Origin of the sequence: Terrabacter sp. 2TAF16, assembly GCF_052115065.1 — a bacterium.
In the GTDB taxonomy this organism is placed as follows: Bacteria; Actinomycetota; Actinomycetes; order Actinomycetales; family Dermatophilaceae; genus Terrabacter.
On the sequence record NZ_JBFRFZ010000004.1, the window covers coordinates 1 to 15,381 of the forward strand.

A 15,381-nucleotide genomic window follows, 5' to 3' on the forward strand; every position below is an offset into this window, starting at 1 on the left:
AGACCACCAGACGATGGACCGAACCAGGCCTCGGGACGAGGTAATTGGCATCGATTTTTGACACGCTGTTGAGTTCTCAAGAATCGGACACACACCATCAACCACCTCAACGAGGAGGCCTCCGGGGCAACCCTTCAAACTTACCCGCCTTGATGCGATGGTCCAAATCGGCGCCGGCTCCGAGGAGCAGACCCAACCGGCCACGCCAGACACGCGGGCTGCCACGTCGATCAGGCCGAACGATCGGTCCTTCTCTCTGTGGTGCCAACCCCGGGACCGGCCTACTTCGCGAGCGAAGTATCGCTCAGCGGTGGCGTCCGGTGCTCCCTGTCGGGCTGACGAAGAGAACGTTACAGGGCCTCCCCCGAGATCTCATAATCGGGCCTCCGGACCCCCTCCCGAGGCTCTCCACTGAGCCGTCCGGAGGCCCGTCCGGACACCCATACGAGCCCACGGAGAAGCCGCCCAGAGCCCACCGAGAGCCTGGAGAGCACCCCCTGAGGAGAGCCGCCGTGGGTCGGCTCGTCAGCCGAGCCGGGCGAGGTCGACGGTCCAGACCGGGTTGCCCGGCAGGACCTTGACCCGCTCGCCGCTCGCGAAGCGCGTCGACGGCTGGAGAAGGGGGACGAACGGGCTGCGCAGGTTCATCGCGAGCTGCCAGGCGGCATACGCAGCCGCCCGGTTGTCACCCACCGACGAACGCGCCGCCTCGGTGAGGTCGTCGACGAGCGTGTCGGTGCCACGTTCCCACCCGGCGCGCGACCCGACGAGCTCGCCCGGCGCGAAGGCGAGGTAGTTCTCGGGATCCGGGTAGTCGGGGTTCCAGCTCCACAGGCTGAACGCGGTGCGCCCGCTGCGGTAGGCGGCGACAGCCTGGGCCGCGGGCGCCGGGTTGAGCTGCACCTTGATGCCGACCTGCGCGAGCTGCGCACGCACGGCCACCGCCAGGGCGCTCGTCGGGATGCCCTGGATGGGCAGGTCGGCGGCATACGAGAGCGGGATCGGCTGGCCCTTGTAGCCGGAGCGACGCAGCGCCGCCCTGGCCGCGGCGAGATCGCGCTGGGGCACGACGGGCAGCGTCACCACAGGCGTGGGTATGCCGTCCGCCCCGGTCGTGAGGATGCTGTCGGGGGTCGCCGTGGTGCCCGACGAGGACGGGGCCGGCGTGACCGAGGTCGTCGACGTCGTGGGCGTCGGGGTCCCGGTGCCGTCGGTGCCGGTGCCGGTGCCGTCAGTGGGTGTCGGCGCGGGCGAGGGCGCGAGGTCCTCGAGGGCACCGACGATGCCCGCGGGGATGAGACCCGCCGCGGGCATGGACCCGGGCGCGGCAGCCCTGCCGAGCGCCTCACGGTCGAGGCCCCGGCGAACCGCCTCGGTGAAGTCGGGGTCGGCGGTCCACGGGTTGAGGGCCCTGTCGCGCCCGAGGGCGAGGTAGACGAGCGAGCTCGACCGCATCGTCGTCACCGTGACGGCCGACCGTTGCGGCCGGCCGGTGGCCGCATCGGCCTGGCTCGGCGAGAGGTCGAGCACGAGGTCGGCACTGCCGGACCCGATGGCGGCCAGCTGCCGCCGCGCGTCGAGGTTGCGCACGACGATCTCGGGGAAGGCAGGGGTCGGCCCCGACCACATCGGGTTGGCCGCGAGCCGCACCTCGGAGGTGCCGCTGACGCTCTTGATGACGTAGGGGCCCGAGCCCGCCGAGTGCTGCGAGAGGTAGGAGCTCGCCTCGTCACCGGGGCCGATGGTGCCGCCGTGCGCCCTGACCGCGGTCGCGTTGAGGATGCCGAAGGCAGGGTTGGCGAGGATCGCTGGCAGGGCGAAGTTCGAGCCGGGAGAGCTGAGCGTGAAGGTGCGGTCGTCCACCTTGACCGCCGAGACGGTGCCGAGGATCGAGCCGGCCGGACCGGACAGCCCTCGCGCGCGCTGGAGGGTGAAGAGGACGTCGTCGGTCGTCACCGGTGTGCCGTCGGAGAAGACGAGGCCCTTGCGCAGCCGCAGCGTCAGCCACCGGCCCTCGGGGGACAGGGTGTATTCCGCCATCCCGGGCACGACCTTGGTCGGGTCGTCGGGGTCGAGCGTCGTCAGGGTCTCGTAGAGCGCGTGCGTCAGCATCGCCCCGCTGCGGTCGAACTGCCGCGTCGGGTCGAGCGTCGTGTGGTCGAAGACGGCCCCGACGACGAGCGGCGCGACCGCGCTCGTCGGCGCCGCGGTGGGGGTCGTGCTCGCCGTCGTGCCTCGCGTGGGGGCGGGCGTCGCGGTGCTCGTCGTGCATGCGGCACCCGAGCCAAGCGCGAGCACGCCGAGGGCCGCCACCGCGGTGGGGCGGACGAGACGTCGACGCATGGACTTCCTTCGGGGCGCCCGGACCGGAGACCGGACCCGGGACTTCGGCGGGCACGGAGAGCACGGTGGCAGGTGGCACCGACGGCGACCCGGAGCACCCCTGTCCGTGGTCGGAAGTCTAGCTGCCGGAGGCCGCCGCGGCGCCCGCCTGCTCGGCCGCCGGCGCGAGCACGAGATAGGCCTGCGCGACGAGCACGACCCCGATGGCCACCCACTTGCCCGTGGGCAGCTCCACCCCGTAGCGCCAGCGGTCGATGAGGACGAGCCCGACCTGGAGCATGACGACCCAGCCCATCGTCACGAGGGCCAGCTCTGCGTACCGCAGCGACGATGCATACACCCAGAAGAGGACGAGGAAGGCGCCTGCACCGAGCACGAGCGCCCGCACGCTGCCGTTCTCGGCCCACTCCTTGGCGAGGACCGCCCCGAGCAGGTCGAGCCCTGCGAGGCAGACCATGGCGACCGTCGCGACGACCGGCACGGGCCAGGCATCTGGTGCCTTGATCAGCGGGAAGACGTCGGTGACGCTCATGGGTCGTCCTTCGGGGAACGGGCCCGCTCGAGCCACGGACCCCTACGCCTCAGAGGGCGCCGGTCCCGCCGCTGATACCCCTCAGGCCTGGCCGCCCTCGAACCAGGCGACGAGGGCGGGGTCGAGTGCCGGCACGTCGACCGCGCCACCGCCGGTGCGCAGCGACGTCGTCGCCGAGGCCCCGGCCGCCACGGCCTCACGCGCCGCGACGGGCGAGGTCATCGTCGGGCCGCCGTCGCGGGCGAAGCGGACGAACTCGGCGATGAGCAGCGGGTCGGCGCCGCCGTGACCCGTCGTGTCGGCCGTCGGGATCTCGATGACCTCGTCGGCGTCGTCGCGGTAGGTGTCGGTGCGGCGGGTCCACACCTTGACGAGCGCGCCGGGGCCGTCGCCGAAGTTCTCGAGCCGGCCCCTCGTGCCGATGACGGTGTAGTTGCGCCAGTAGTCCGGCGTGAAGTGGCACTGCTGGTAGCTGGCGAGCACCCCGCCCTCGAGGACGAGGTTGGCCATCGAGATGTCCTCGATGTCGACGACCGGGTTGAGCTCGCGCTGCTCGGTGGGCGGCCAGTTGTCGAGGGAGTACCAGTCGGCCATCCGCCGGTCGGAGTTGTCGCGGTGGTCGGTGACGTCGCCGTAGACCGCGAGGGCGCCGACCGCGCTGACCCGCCGCGTGTAGGCGCCGGCGAGCCAGTGGATGACGTCGATGTCGTGGGCGCCCTTCTGCAGCAGCAGGCCTGTCGTGTTGCGCCGGTCGGCGTGCCAGTCCTTGAAGTAGTAGTCGCCACCCGCCGAGACGAAGTGCCGGCACCACACCGCCTTGACCTCGCCGATCGTGCCCGCCTCGATGACGTCGCGCATCGCGCGGACGACCGGCATGTGCCGCATGTTGTGCCCGACGTAGAGACGCGTGCCCGTGCGGTGCGCGGCCTCGAGCACGGCGTCGGCGTCGGCGACGCTCGTCGCGAGCGGCTTCTCGACGAACGTCGGTATGCCGGCCTCCAGGGTGCGCACGGCGTGCTCGGCGTGCGCGTGGTCGGGTGTCAGGACGAGCACCGCGTCGATGTCGGCGCGCACGTCGGGAGCGAGCAGCTCGTCGAGCCCGTCGACGAGGCGTACGCCCTCGATGCGCTCCGCGGCGTCCGCGCGGCCCCGCTCGGCCGGGTCGCAGACGACCGTGACGCGGCTGCCCTCACCGGGACGGTGGGCGTACCTCGCGAGGCTGGCCCGCAGGCCGAAGCCGATGATCGCGATGCGGAGGTCCGGCTGGTCGGGCCGGTCGGGCCGGTCGGGCTGGTGGGGCTGCTCGGTCATGGGTGGGGCACCTTCCGGGTGGTGGTGGTTCGAGGGTCTCAGCCCTTGGAGCCGCTGAACGCGATCCCCTGGATGAACTGCTTCTGGAGCACGACGAAGAGGAGGAGCACCGGCAGCGTCGCGAGGACCGAGCCGGCCATGAGCGTCGTCGTGTCGACGGAGAACTGGCCGATCAGCGAGGCGAGCCCGACCGACAGCGGCATCTTCGTCGGGTCGTTGTTGACCACGAGAGGCCACATGAGGTCGTTCCACGACCACAGCACGTCGAGCACGGCGAGCGCGATGAGACCCGGCTTGGCGAGCGGCAGCATGATCCGGGTGAAGATCTGCCAGTGGTTCGCGCCGTCGAGCTTGGCGGCCTCCTCGAGCTCGCGCGGCAGGCTGAGGAAGAACTGGCGCAGCAGGAACGTGCCGAAGGCGCTGAAGAGGCCGGGGACGATGAGCGCCTGGAGCGAGTTGAGCCAGCCGAGGCCCGACACGATCTCGTACTGCGGCAGCAGGAAGAGCTGGCTCGGGACCATGAGGACCGACAGGAAGAGGCCGAAGAGCAGGCCCCGGCCGCGGAACTCGAAGCGCGCGAAGGCGTAACCGGCCATCGAGCACAGCACGAGCTGGCCGAGCACCCGCCCGAGCGTCTGGATCGTGCTGTTCCAGAACATCTGGCCGAAGGGGAGCGTGTCGAAGACGTCGCCGTAGTTGCTCCACCGGGGCGAGCGGGGGAAGACCGTCGGCGGCACGGTCAGCGTCTCGCCGAGCGTCTTTAGAGAGGTCATGACCTCCCAGAAGAACGGGCCGACCATGACGACCGAGCCGAGGATGAGGACGGCGTGCACGCCGAGGTGGTTGCGGCGCAGACGCTTTCGCCCCCTGGCGCGAGGGAGGCGGGTCGCGAGCTCAGACATAGTGCACCCACTTCTTCTGGAGCCGGAACTGCAGGGCGGTCACCGCGACGATGACGACGAGGATGACCAGGGCGATCGCGGCGGCATACCCCTGCTGGTTCTCGACGAAGCCCCGCTGGTAGAACTGCGCCACGATCGTCTCGGTCTGCGGGTAGGCCGGGTTCGTCGGCCCGGTCATGACGAAGATGAGGTCGAACGTCTGCAGCGCGCCGATGACGGCAAGCACCGAGATGAAGAAGACGCTCGGGCTGATCTGCGGGAGCGTGATCGACCAGAACTGCCGGATGCGGCCCGCGCCGTCGAGCGCGGCCGCCTCGTAGAGGTCCTTCGGCACGCCCTGGATCGCGGCGAGGAAGATGACGATCTGCGTGCCCAGGCTGAGCCAGATGCCCACTGCGGCAATGGCATACAGCGCCGTCGCGGGATTGGAGAGCCAGTTCGTGCCTTCGATGCCGACGAGACCGAGCAGGGCGTTGATGACGCCGACGTCGCCGTTGTAGAGCGTGCGCCAGATGAGGCCGACCGCTGCCGGCATCGTCACGACGGGCAGGAAGTAGAGGACGCGGTAGATGCGCACCCCCCGCAGACCCTCGGTGCTGAGCAGCGCCGCGACGACGAGCGCGACGGGGATGCCGAGCAGGGCGACGACCGTGAACGTCAGGGTGTTGAGCATCGTCTCCCAGAGGCGCGCGTCGCCGAACAGCGCGCCGTAGTTGGCGAGCCCGACGAACTCCGACCCGCCGAACGGCCCCGTCTCCGTGAAGGAGATGAGCAGCGTGCGCACGACCGGCCACAGGTAGAAGACGACGAGGCCGAGCAGGGTCGGGAGGATGAAGACCGCCGCCCAGAAGAGGTCGTTGCGCGCCATCCGCGACATGCCACGACCGGCTCCGCCGGATCGACCGGATCGACCGGGCCGGCGGCCGGGGGCCGGGGTGTCGCCCCGGCTCCCCGACCCCCACGGGGCGCCGCCCGGCGCGGTCGCGCCGACGGATCCCGACGCCTGCTCCCGGTCGGTGAGCACGCCCGCCACGGTCACTTCTCCTTGGCGAGCGCCGCGTTCATCTGCGTGGCGAGGTCCTTGAGGCCCGTCGCCGCGTCGACCTCGCCGTTCCACACCTTCGTGAGGAGGTCGGTCTGGAGGGTCGTCCACGCCTTGGTGTTCTTCGACGCCGGGTAGGGCACGGCCGTCGCGACCTCGTCGACGTAGGCCTTGAGGTTGAACTGTGGCATCGCCCTGACCCACGCCTCCTGGGTGCCCTCGTAGGCGGGGATGACCGCGCCCGCGTCGGCCTGGATCTGCGCGGCGCGCTCACCGCCGAGGAAGCCGACGAACTTCTGCGCGGCGTCCTGGTGCTTCGTCTTGGCGTAGATGACGTTGCCGAGGCCGTGGATGACCGAGACCTGGCCCTTGGGCCCGGCGGGGACCGGCGCGACGTTGACGGCGTCCTTGAGCTCGGGGACGCCGTTGTACTCGACCGCGGCCCACGAGCCGTTCCAGTACATCGCGACCTTGCCGGCCTTGAACATGTCGCCGGGGCTCGTGTCGGTCATCTGCTGGACCGTCGGCGACGCCCCGTCCTTGACGAGCGAGGTCCAGAACTCGATGCCCTGGAGCGCCTCGGGGGAGTCGAAGCCGCTCTTGGTGCCGGCGGCGTCGATGACCTGGCCACCGGCCGAGGGGATCGTGTCGTAGAAGCCGGCCTGGTCCTCGACGGGAGCCGCGGCGCCGTAGACGCCCTTGGTCTTGTCGGTGAGCGTGCGGGCGGCGGACTGGAAGTCGGCCCAGGTCCAGTCGTCCTTGGGGTAGGCGAGCTTCTTCGCGTCGAAGAGCGCCTTGTTGTACCAGACGCCGATCGTGTCGAAGTCCTTCGGGATGCCGTACCTCTTGCCGTCGTAGGTGTAGAGGTCGACGAGGGCCTCGGGGTACTTCGCGAGGTCGAGCTTGGCGCGGCTGATCGTCTGGTCGAGGGGCAGCAGCTGCTGGTTCGCGGCGTACAGCTTGACGTTGGGGCCGTTCATCCAGAAGACGTCGGGGGCACCACCGCCGGCGGCGGCCGTCTGCAGGGTCGTGAAGTACTGCTTGAACGGCGTCACCTGGATCTTGACCGTGACGTTCGGGTTCGCGGCGTGGAACTCGTCGGCGATCTTCTGCATGGCCGGCATCTGGTTCTTGTCCCAGATGCCGTAGGAGATCGTGACCGGCCCCGACTCGGGCTGGGCGTCGGCCGTGGCGCCGCCGGTGGACTGGCCGCACGCGGCGAGGCCGAGCACGAGCAGCGGGGTGAGCACGGCCGTGGCGGCCAGCGTGGACGTTCTGCGCATTCGCGACTCCTTGGGTGGGGGTCCGCGGCTGGCGGGAGGCCGCTGCGGTCCGGTGCACGTCATCGGGCAACCCAAGCCTGATCGCTCGTTTGTGCTTGGGCGGGACTACAATCGATCACATTCGATCACCTGTCAATCCGTAGGACAGGTCGGATCCCGGCCCCGGACAGGCCTGCAGAGCAGACCGCCGCGGGTCCCTGTGTGTTGCCCGGAGGCATCACTGACGGCGTGGGGCGTCGCGCCCGGAGGTCCGCGATGCGGACTCCCCGAGGGGTGGGCGTCAGCCCGCCAGGACCTCGCGGAGGCGCTGCGACACCGGCCGTGCGACGTCGCTCCGGTTGGCCAGGACCGACCAGGTCAGGGACCGCGACGGCTCGTGCCGGGTCACCGCCGAGACGCCGGCGTCGTAGCCATTGAGCACGACCCCGTCACCCGTCCCGTCGAGCCAGACACCGAGGCCGTAGCGCCGGCCGTCGTCCATGACGTCGGTGCGCGGGCGCAGGATCTCGGCGACCCAGGGCGGGTCGACGATGCGACCGCCGAGGAACGCGTCCCACAGCGCGTGGAGGTCGTCGGCCGTCGTGTACATCCCACCGTCACCGCTGCCACGGACGGGAAGGTGCAGCACGTTGGTGCGCAGCCCCACGGCGTCGAGGTAGCCGAGCGCGGCGCGCCCCGGCAGCTCGTCGGAGCGGAGGTATGCCGTGTCGACCGTCCCGGCGCGGGCGCAGACTCGCTCCTCGACCGCCTCGTGGAAGCTCGTGCCGGTCAGCCGTTCCACGACGAGGGCGAGCACCACGAAGCCGCTGTTGCAGTACGAGAAGCGTTCTCCCGCAGAGAACTTCGCCGGTCGTCCGCGGAGGGCCGGCAGGTAGCCCTCGGTCGTGGCGAGCCGGTGCACCGGCAGGGTCATGACGTAGTCGGAGGCGTCGAAGTCGGTGTCCTCGTCGAGGTAGTCGCCGATGCCCGAACGGTGCGAGAGCAGGTGCTCGATCGTGACGTCCTCCCCGATGTCGGGCAGGTCGTCGCCGACGACCGCGCGCACAGGGGTCTCGAGGGCGACGCGACCCTCGGCCACGAGGCTCACCACGGTGAGCGCCGTCAGGCCCTTGCAGACGCTGGCGGTCCCGAACTGCGTGTCGAGCGTGTTGGGCAGGCCGTGGGCACGGTCGGCGAGACCGTGTGCCGAGGCGTGCACGACCTCGCCGCCGCGGTCGACGCGGACGACGCCCGAGAACCCGTGCTCACGCACGACATCGGCGACCGCGGCGTCGAGGTCCACGGCGCGCCCCCGGTCAGGCCCCGACGTAGGCGGCGAGGTGCTCGCCGGTCAGCGTCGGGCGGTCGGCGACGAGGTCGGCCGGTGTCCCCTCGAAGACGACGTTGCCGCCGTCGTGACCGGCCCCCGGTCCGAGGTCGATGATCCAGTCGGCGTGCGCCATGACGGCCTGGTGGTGCTCGATGACGAGCACCGACTTGCCCGACTCGACGAGCCGGTCGAGCAGGCCGAGCAGGTTCTCGACGTCGGCGAGGTGCAGGCCGGTCGTCGGCTCGTCGAGGACGTAGACGTCGCCCTTCTCGGCCATCTGCGTGGCCAGCTTGAGGCGCTGGCGCTCCCCACCGGACAGCGTCGTGAGCGGCTGGCCGAGCGTGAGGTAGCCGAGGCCGACGTCGTCGAGCCGCTCGAGGATCGTGTGGGCGGCGGGGGTGCGTGCCTCCCCGGCGTCGAAGAAGTCGAGCGCCTCGGCCACCGGCATGGCGAGCACGTCGGCGATGTTGCGCCCGCCGAGCTCGTACTCGAGCACCGCAGCCTGGAAGCGCCGGCCCTCGCACTCCTCACACGTCGACTCGACCGTCGCCATGACGCCGAGCTCGGTGTAGATGACGCCCGCGCCGTTGCAGGCCGGGCAGGCCCCCTCGGAGTTGGAGCTGAAGAGCGCGGGCTTGACGCCGTTGGCCTTGGCGAAGGCCTTGCGGATGGGCTCGAGCAGTCCGGTGTAGGTCGCGGGGTTGCTCCGGCGCGAGCCGCGGATGGCGCCCTGGTCGACGACGACGACACCGTCGCGCTTGGCGACGGACCCGTGGATGAGCGAGCTCTTGCCCGACCCGGCGACCCCGGTGACGACGCACAGCACCCCGAGCGGGATGTCGACGTCGACGTCGCGCAGGTTGTGGGTCGACGCGCCGCGGACCTCGAGCGCCCCGGTCGCCTCGCGCAGCGAGTCCTTGAGGCTGACCCGGTCGTCGAGGTGGTGGCCCGTCGTCGTGTCGCTCTTGCGCAGTCCCTCGACGGTGCCCTCGAAGACGACCTCACCGCCCGCGGTACCCGCGCCCGGGCCGAGGTCGACGACGTGGTCGGCGATGGCGATCGTCTCGGGCTTGTGCTCGACGACGAGGACGGTGTTGCCCTTGTCGCGCAGCTGGAGCAGCAGCTGGTTCATCCGCGCGATGTCGTGGGGGTGGAGCCCGATCGTCGGTTCGTCGAAGACGTAGGTGACGTCGGTGAGCGATGAGCCGAGGTGACGGATCATCTTGGTGCGCTGGGCCTCACCACCGGACAGCGTGCCCGCGGGCCGGTCGAGCGAGAGGTAGCCGAGTCCGATCTCGGCGAAGGAGTCGAGCAGGTGCTGCAGCCCCCGCAGGAGTGGTGCGACCGACGGGTCGTCGACGTCGCGGAGCCACTCGGCGAGGTCGCTGATCTGCATGGTGCACAGCTCGGCGATGTTCTTGCCCTTGATCTTCGAGCTCAGCGCCTCCTGCGACAGGCGCGTGCCCTTGCACTCGGGGCAGGTCGTGAACGTGACCGCCCGCTCGACGAAGCGGCGCACGTGCGGCTGCATCGCGTCGAGGTCCTTGGACAGCATCGACTTCTGCACCTTCGACAGGACGCCCTCGTAGGTGAGGTTGACGCCCTCGACCTTGATCTTCTCGGGCTGTCCGTAGAGCAGCTTCTGGAGCTGGCGCTCGGTGAACCTGCCGACCGGCTTGTCCATGGGCAGGCCGGCGCCGCTGAAGATCCGGCCGTACCACCCGTCCATGCTGTAGCCGGGGACGAGCAGCGCGCCGTCGGCGAGCGACTTGCTCTCGTCGTAGATCGCGGTGAGGTCGAAGTCGTTGACCGACCCCATCCCCTCGCAGCGCGCGCACATGCCGCCCTGGTAGACCGCCTCGCGGACGATCGAGGTCTCCTGGCGGTTGCCCTTGTCGGTCTTCATGACGCCGCTCGCGACCCGCGTCGGCACGTTGAAGGCGAAGGCGGTCGGCGGCCCGATGTGGGGGGTCCCGATGCGGGAGAAGAGGATCCGCAGCATCGCGTTGGCGTCGGTCGCAGTACCGACCGTCGAGCGCGGGTTGGCGCCCATCCGCTCCTGGTCGACGATGATGGCCGTCGTCAGGCCGTCGAGGTAGTCGACGTCGGGGCGCGCGAGCGACGGCATGAAGCCCTGGACGAAGGCGCTGTAGGTCTCGTTGATCATCCGCTGCGACTCGGCGGCGATCGTCGCGAAGACGAGCGAGCTCTTGCCCGAGCCGGAGACGCCGGTGAACGCCGTGAGCCGGCGCTTCGGCAGGTCGAGGCTGACGTCCTTGAGGTTGTTCTCGCGCGCGCCCTGGACGCGGATCATGTCGTGGACGTCGGCCGGGTGGGACCCGGCGGAGGGGCGCGACGCGGTCTTCGCAGCGGTGCTCTTCGACTCCATGCGACGTACGCTACGGCCCCGCGCCCACGCCTGGCCTCCCGATTCCCGACGACCTCACCGCGTGACCGAGCGGCCCTCGACCGGGAGAGAGGGCGTATGCCGTCAGGGGAGGAGGTCGTCGAGGTAGAGCGGGAGCATCGCCCACCACGTCGGCCAGTCGTGGTCGTAGGCCGTGCCCCAGTCGTCGACGCGGTTGGGGATGCCCTTGCTGCCGAGGACGTGCGCGACGGCACGGGACTCGCCGACGTCCTCCCAGCGGCCGCTGCCCGAGGCGAGCACGATCATCCGCGTGCGGAGCACGTCGAGCGCCGGACCCTCGAGACCGGGCAGGAAGCGTAGCGGCGAGCTGAAGTAGAGGTCGTCGTTGACGTGCCCGCCGAGGAACTGCTCGATGGCGTACGTGCCGCTCATGCACACGGCCGACTGCACGAGCTCGGGGTAGCGGCACGTGATGGCGAGGGCGTTGAAGGCGCCGATCGAGGCGCCCGCGACGGTGACCGGGATCGGCTGGCCGCCGAGGTCGGAGTGGATCGCCGGGATGACCTCGCGGGCGATGGCCTCGTGGAAGCCGTTGAAGAGGGCGAGCTGGTGGTCGGGCGTGCCGCGCCCCTCGGCCAGGGCCCGCCCCGCGACGCTGTCGACGGAGTAGACCTTGGCGCGGCCGGCCGCGATGAGCGGCTCGAGGTGCGCGATCATCTTGTGCCGCTCGACCTCCTCCGCGTCGCCCCCCGCCGTCGGGAAGAGCAGCACGGGCGCGCCGTAGGAGCCCCACCTCGCGACGCTGATGTCCTGGCCCAGACGGTCGGAGTACCACCGGTCGGTGACCTTCATGGGTGACCTGCCTTCTCACTTGCGCTCGTCACTCGTAGACGAACTTCTGGGGTCCGGGGAAGAGCCACGCGAGTCCGTCACCGAGACGGTCGCGCCAGTTCTCCCAGTTGTGGCCGTCGCGCGACTCCGTGTAGCGCACCGTCATGCCAGCGTGGCGGAAGACCGGGACCATCGACCGGTTCGGGGTGATGAGCGGCTCGTAGACGCCGCACGACATGAAGAGACGGTCGACGACCGCGGACGGCTTCTCCCGGAAGCGGTTGACGAACTTCACGACCGGGTCGAAGGCCGGGCCGCCGCCGTGGTCGAAGCCGATGTCGGTGAAGACGAGCGAGGCGGACTGGAGCATGAGCGAGCCGAAGAAGCCGGGGTAGCGCACCGCCGTCGACAGCGACGCGATGCCGCCGAAGGAGCTGCCCATGAGGCAGCGCGCCTCCGGGGTGTCGATGAGGGGGAGTCGCTCGGTGAGCAGCGGCACGAGCTCGCGCGCGATGAACCGGGCGTGCGGCGCGTGGTTGGGGTACTCCTTGAGCCGGTCCCGGGGCGGCACGAAGACCGCGACGAGCGGGTCGACGTCGAGCCGGTGGATGAGGTTGTCGAGGACGGTCTTCATCGCGGCGAACTGGAGGTAGTCGGTGCCGTCGTGGACGACGAGGAGCGGATAGCGCTGCGCCCGGTTGAAGCGCGCCGGCAGGTAGATCTGCACCGGCTGGTCGCGCCGCAGGGCCTTGCTGTGGACCTGCTCCTCGACGAGGGTGCCCGGGCGGGCCTCGGGGTCGTGGGCGACCCAGTCGGGCACGCGGTAGCCGATGGCCGCGCACACCGACGACGACCCCATCGGGCTGTGCGCCAGGCGCGGGTTGAGCGGGTCGTTGAAGCGCTCGTAGTGCTCGCCCTTGCGGATCTCGATCTGGTACTCGACCCGCGACCCCTCGGGCAGCACGGTCGTGACGGCCCAGAGGTCGGACTCGCCGATCCGCTTGAGCGGCAGGGGATCCGGCAGACCGACGACGCGGTGGCGCACCCACACCTCGTCGACGTCGCCCCGGTAGAGGAAGGTCGCGCGCTCGCCCTCGATGATCGGGCACCCGTAGCGCTCGACGAAGCGGTCGATCGTCGGGCCGTCGAGCGGCAGTCGCTCGCGGAGGCGGTTGACGGCGAGGCGTTCCATGGCGCTCACGCGACCCCCACCACCGAGACGTGACCGGTGCGGTCGATGACGCGCGCACCGACCGGCAGCTCGGTCGCGCCGTCGGGGAAGCGCACCACGGCCCCGTCGTCGAGCAGGAGCAGCCGGTGCTCGGCGAAGCGCCGGGCCAGCACCGACATGCGCTCGTGGTCGTCGAGGAGCAGCCGCCTCTTGGCGTGCGGGAGCGCGACGATCCCGGGCAGCCGACCCAGCCCCCGGTCGTGGAGCTCGGCCGCGGCGACGCCGTGGGGCGTGAAGTCGTGGAAGAGGACGACCTCGTCGGTCAGGGCCATCGCACCGGCCGACCACGCGACCACGGACTGCTCCGGCCGGAGGGTGACGTCGAAGACGCGCAGCGTCCGCAGCAGGGTGCGCACGTTGCCACCCGCGATGACGACCGCTTCGCACTCGTCGAGGAGCGCACCGATCTCGCCCCGGTGCCAGCCGATGGTGCCGCTCTCGTCGAGCGGCGCGGTGGCGCGGACCGAGCCGTACAGCTCCTCGAGCTCGGCGGCATACCACCGGTCGACCTCGCGCACGGCCTCCATCGCGGACTCCTCGGCGATGGGGCCGACGGCGTGGATCGAGGTGCGGTGCGCGACGGCGTGCACGGCGTCGATCGCCGCCTGGAGGCGTATGCCGTAGAAGGCCCGAAGCTCGTCCATCCGGTCGCGGAACGCGACCGCCGCCGCCGCGAAGTGCTGGTCCTTGGCCAGCACGTCCATCATCCGGTGGTGCAGGCGCAGGTTGACGCCGCGCCCGGCGAGGTGGCCGGCGAGCTCGGCGTCGTCGGACTCGCGCTCCTCCCAGCCGGAGTTGACCATGGCGATGCGGCCGGTCACGCCGAGGGAGCGCACGGTGGCGCCCACGGTCGTCGTGAACCGCTGGGGGCCGAGCAGGATCGTCGTCGACATCAGGACAGGGCTCAGCCGCGCTCAGCCCGCGTGCACGTGGATCGTGCGGCCGACGTCGTCGAGCATGGCGCGCGCCGTGTCGAAGTCGGGGTGGCGCAGTCGCACCCACGCGTTGGCCATGTAGCCGGCCTCGACGCCCTGGGTGCCGTGCCCGACCGGCGGGAAGTGGCCGTCGATGACCCACTCGCCGTAGCGCGACTGGATCTCCTCGATGCCGGTGTAGCCGGTGATCGACCCGTCGTGGTCGGGGCGGAGCGCGACGATGCCGGCGGCATACGTGCGCTGCATCTGGCGCTCGGGCGCGCGGTGGGTGATGACGTGCGCCCACTCGCGGTAGACGTCGACCTCGTTGGCCGCGGAGTAGACGTCCCAGGCGCCGACACCCGGGGGGCGGGCGCCGATCTCGCTGAACTTCAGGCCCTTGGGGCCGTAGAACCACTCCATGTGCGTGGCCGACGTCTCGATGCCGAGCGCCTCGATGACGCGGCGCCCGAGCTCACGCACCTCGGTGTAGAAGGCATTGCCCGGCTCGTCGATGCGGTTCGTCGTGATGAACTGCGGGGAGATCCAGCGCTGGCGCATCGCCTCGAGGACGTTGGGGTAGTAGTGCGTCGCCCAGTCGTGCACGACCTGGCCGTCGAGGCTGATCGTGTCGTAGAAGCCCTCGTGACCCTCGACGAACTCCTCGATGGCGATCGAGCTCGCACCCTCGCGGGCGTAGCCCTGGAGCGCCTGCTCGAGCTCGTGGTCGGAGTCGACGCGCACCGTGCCCTGGGCGCCGGCGCCCGCGCGCGGCTTGAGGATGAGCGGGTAGCCCTCGCGCTCGGCGAACGCGCGCGCCTCGGCGGCCGAGTCGACGGCCGCGCTCGCCGCGGTGGGCACGCCCGCCTGGCGCAGCGCCTCCTTCATCGACGGCTTGTCGCGGCACAGCCAGGTCGTGCGGACGCTCGTGCCGGGGATGCCGCACGCCTCGCGGACCTGCGCCGCCGGCATCGTGTGCGCCTCGACGGTCGCCTCGAGCGCGTCGATCCAGACCTTGTCCTGGAAGTAGCGGACCGCCTCGACCATCTGGTCGACGTTCGTCACCGAGCCGACGCGGTAGTAGCCGCGGAGCGCGCCCAGCACCTCGTCGCCGAGGTGCGCCTCGTCGGACTCACCGATGCCGTAGACGTTCGCGCCGACCGAGGCGAGGGCGTGCACGAAGCGACGCTGGTTCGCCGGGAACGACGGCTCCACGAAGATGATGTTCACGGCGTCGACGCTATCGGTCCACCGGGAGGCCCGCCACGGACGGCCGCTCGCCCCGTGTGCCGCCGCGCGGGTCGCGGGGCAAAAG

At 70.9% G+C, this 15,381-nt stretch carries 12 protein-coding genes; all 12 read right to left on the reverse strand.

Going from position 1 to position 15,381, the window contains the following annotated elements:
- Positions 1-525: 525 nt before the first annotated feature.
- Complete coding sequence (locus AB4Z14_RS05570) at positions 526-2,343, reverse strand: ABC transporter substrate-binding protein (protein WP_442274336.1); 1,818 nt, start codon at positions 2,341-2,343, stop codon at positions 526-528.
- A 118-nt stretch (positions 2,344-2,461) separates the two neighbouring features.
- Positions 2,462-2,875, reverse strand: a complete 414-nt coding sequence (locus AB4Z14_RS05575) for a hypothetical protein (RefSeq protein ID WP_442274337.1) — start codon at positions 2,873-2,875, stop codon at positions 2,462-2,464.
- A gap of 81 nt (positions 2,876-2,956) precedes the next feature.
- Entirely contained in the window at positions 2,957-4,186 is a 1,230-nt protein-coding gene (locus tag AB4Z14_RS05580) for a Gfo/Idh/MocA family protein (protein WP_442274338.1), read from the reverse strand.
- Between the two features lie 38 nt (positions 4,187-4,224).
- Positions 4,225-5,088, reverse strand: coding sequence for a carbohydrate ABC transporter permease (locus AB4Z14_RS05585; protein WP_056823666.1), 864 nt, complete (start codon positions 5,086-5,088; stop codon positions 4,225-4,227).
- The gene (locus AB4Z14_RS05590) at positions 5,081-6,121 is read right to left on the reverse strand and encodes a carbohydrate ABC transporter permease (RefSeq protein ID WP_442274339.1); all 1,041 of its coding nucleotides are present in this window, start codon (positions 6,119-6,121) and stop codon (positions 5,081-5,083) included. Before AB4Z14_RS05590 ends, AB4Z14_RS05585 begins: the two co-directional genes overlap by 8 nt.
- A 2-nt stretch (positions 6,122-6,123) precedes the next feature.
- On the reverse strand, positions 6,124-7,413 hold the full coding sequence (locus AB4Z14_RS05595; protein ID WP_442274340.1) for an ABC transporter substrate-binding protein: 1,290 nt from the start codon (positions 7,411-7,413) through the stop codon (positions 6,124-6,126).
- Between the two features lie 280 nt (positions 7,414-7,693).
- A complete protein-coding gene (locus AB4Z14_RS05600; protein WP_442274341.1) occupies positions 7,694-8,695 on the reverse strand; it encodes a serine hydrolase domain-containing protein in 1,002 nt (333 codons plus the stop codon).
- A gap of 13 nt (positions 8,696-8,708) precedes the next feature.
- Positions 8,709-11,111: an ATP-binding cassette domain-containing protein gene (locus tag AB4Z14_RS05605; RefSeq protein ID WP_442274342.1), complete on the reverse strand. Its 2,403-nt coding sequence runs from the start codon at positions 11,109-11,111 to the stop codon at positions 8,709-8,711.
- Between the two features lie 102 nt (positions 11,112-11,213).
- Entirely contained in the window at positions 11,214-11,942 is a 729-nt protein-coding gene (locus AB4Z14_RS05610) for an esterase family protein (protein WP_442274343.1), read from the reverse strand.
- 28 nt (positions 11,943-11,970) lie between these two features.
- Positions 11,971-13,113 (reverse strand): alpha/beta hydrolase-fold protein, encoded by a 1,143-nt coding sequence (locus tag AB4Z14_RS05615; RefSeq protein WP_442274618.1) that lies wholly within the window; start codon positions 13,111-13,113, stop codon positions 11,971-11,973.
- A 5-nt stretch (positions 13,114-13,118) separates the two neighbouring features.
- Complete coding sequence (locus AB4Z14_RS05620) at positions 13,119-14,045, reverse strand: hypothetical protein (RefSeq protein ID WP_442274344.1); 927 nt, start codon at positions 14,043-14,045, stop codon at positions 13,119-13,121.
- 21 nt (positions 14,046-14,066) lie between these two features.
- Positions 14,067-15,296, reverse strand: a complete 1,230-nt coding sequence (locus AB4Z14_RS05625) for an ATP-grasp domain-containing protein (protein ID WP_442274345.1) — start codon at positions 15,294-15,296, stop codon at positions 14,067-14,069.
- Positions 15,297-15,381: the final 85 nt, after the last annotated feature.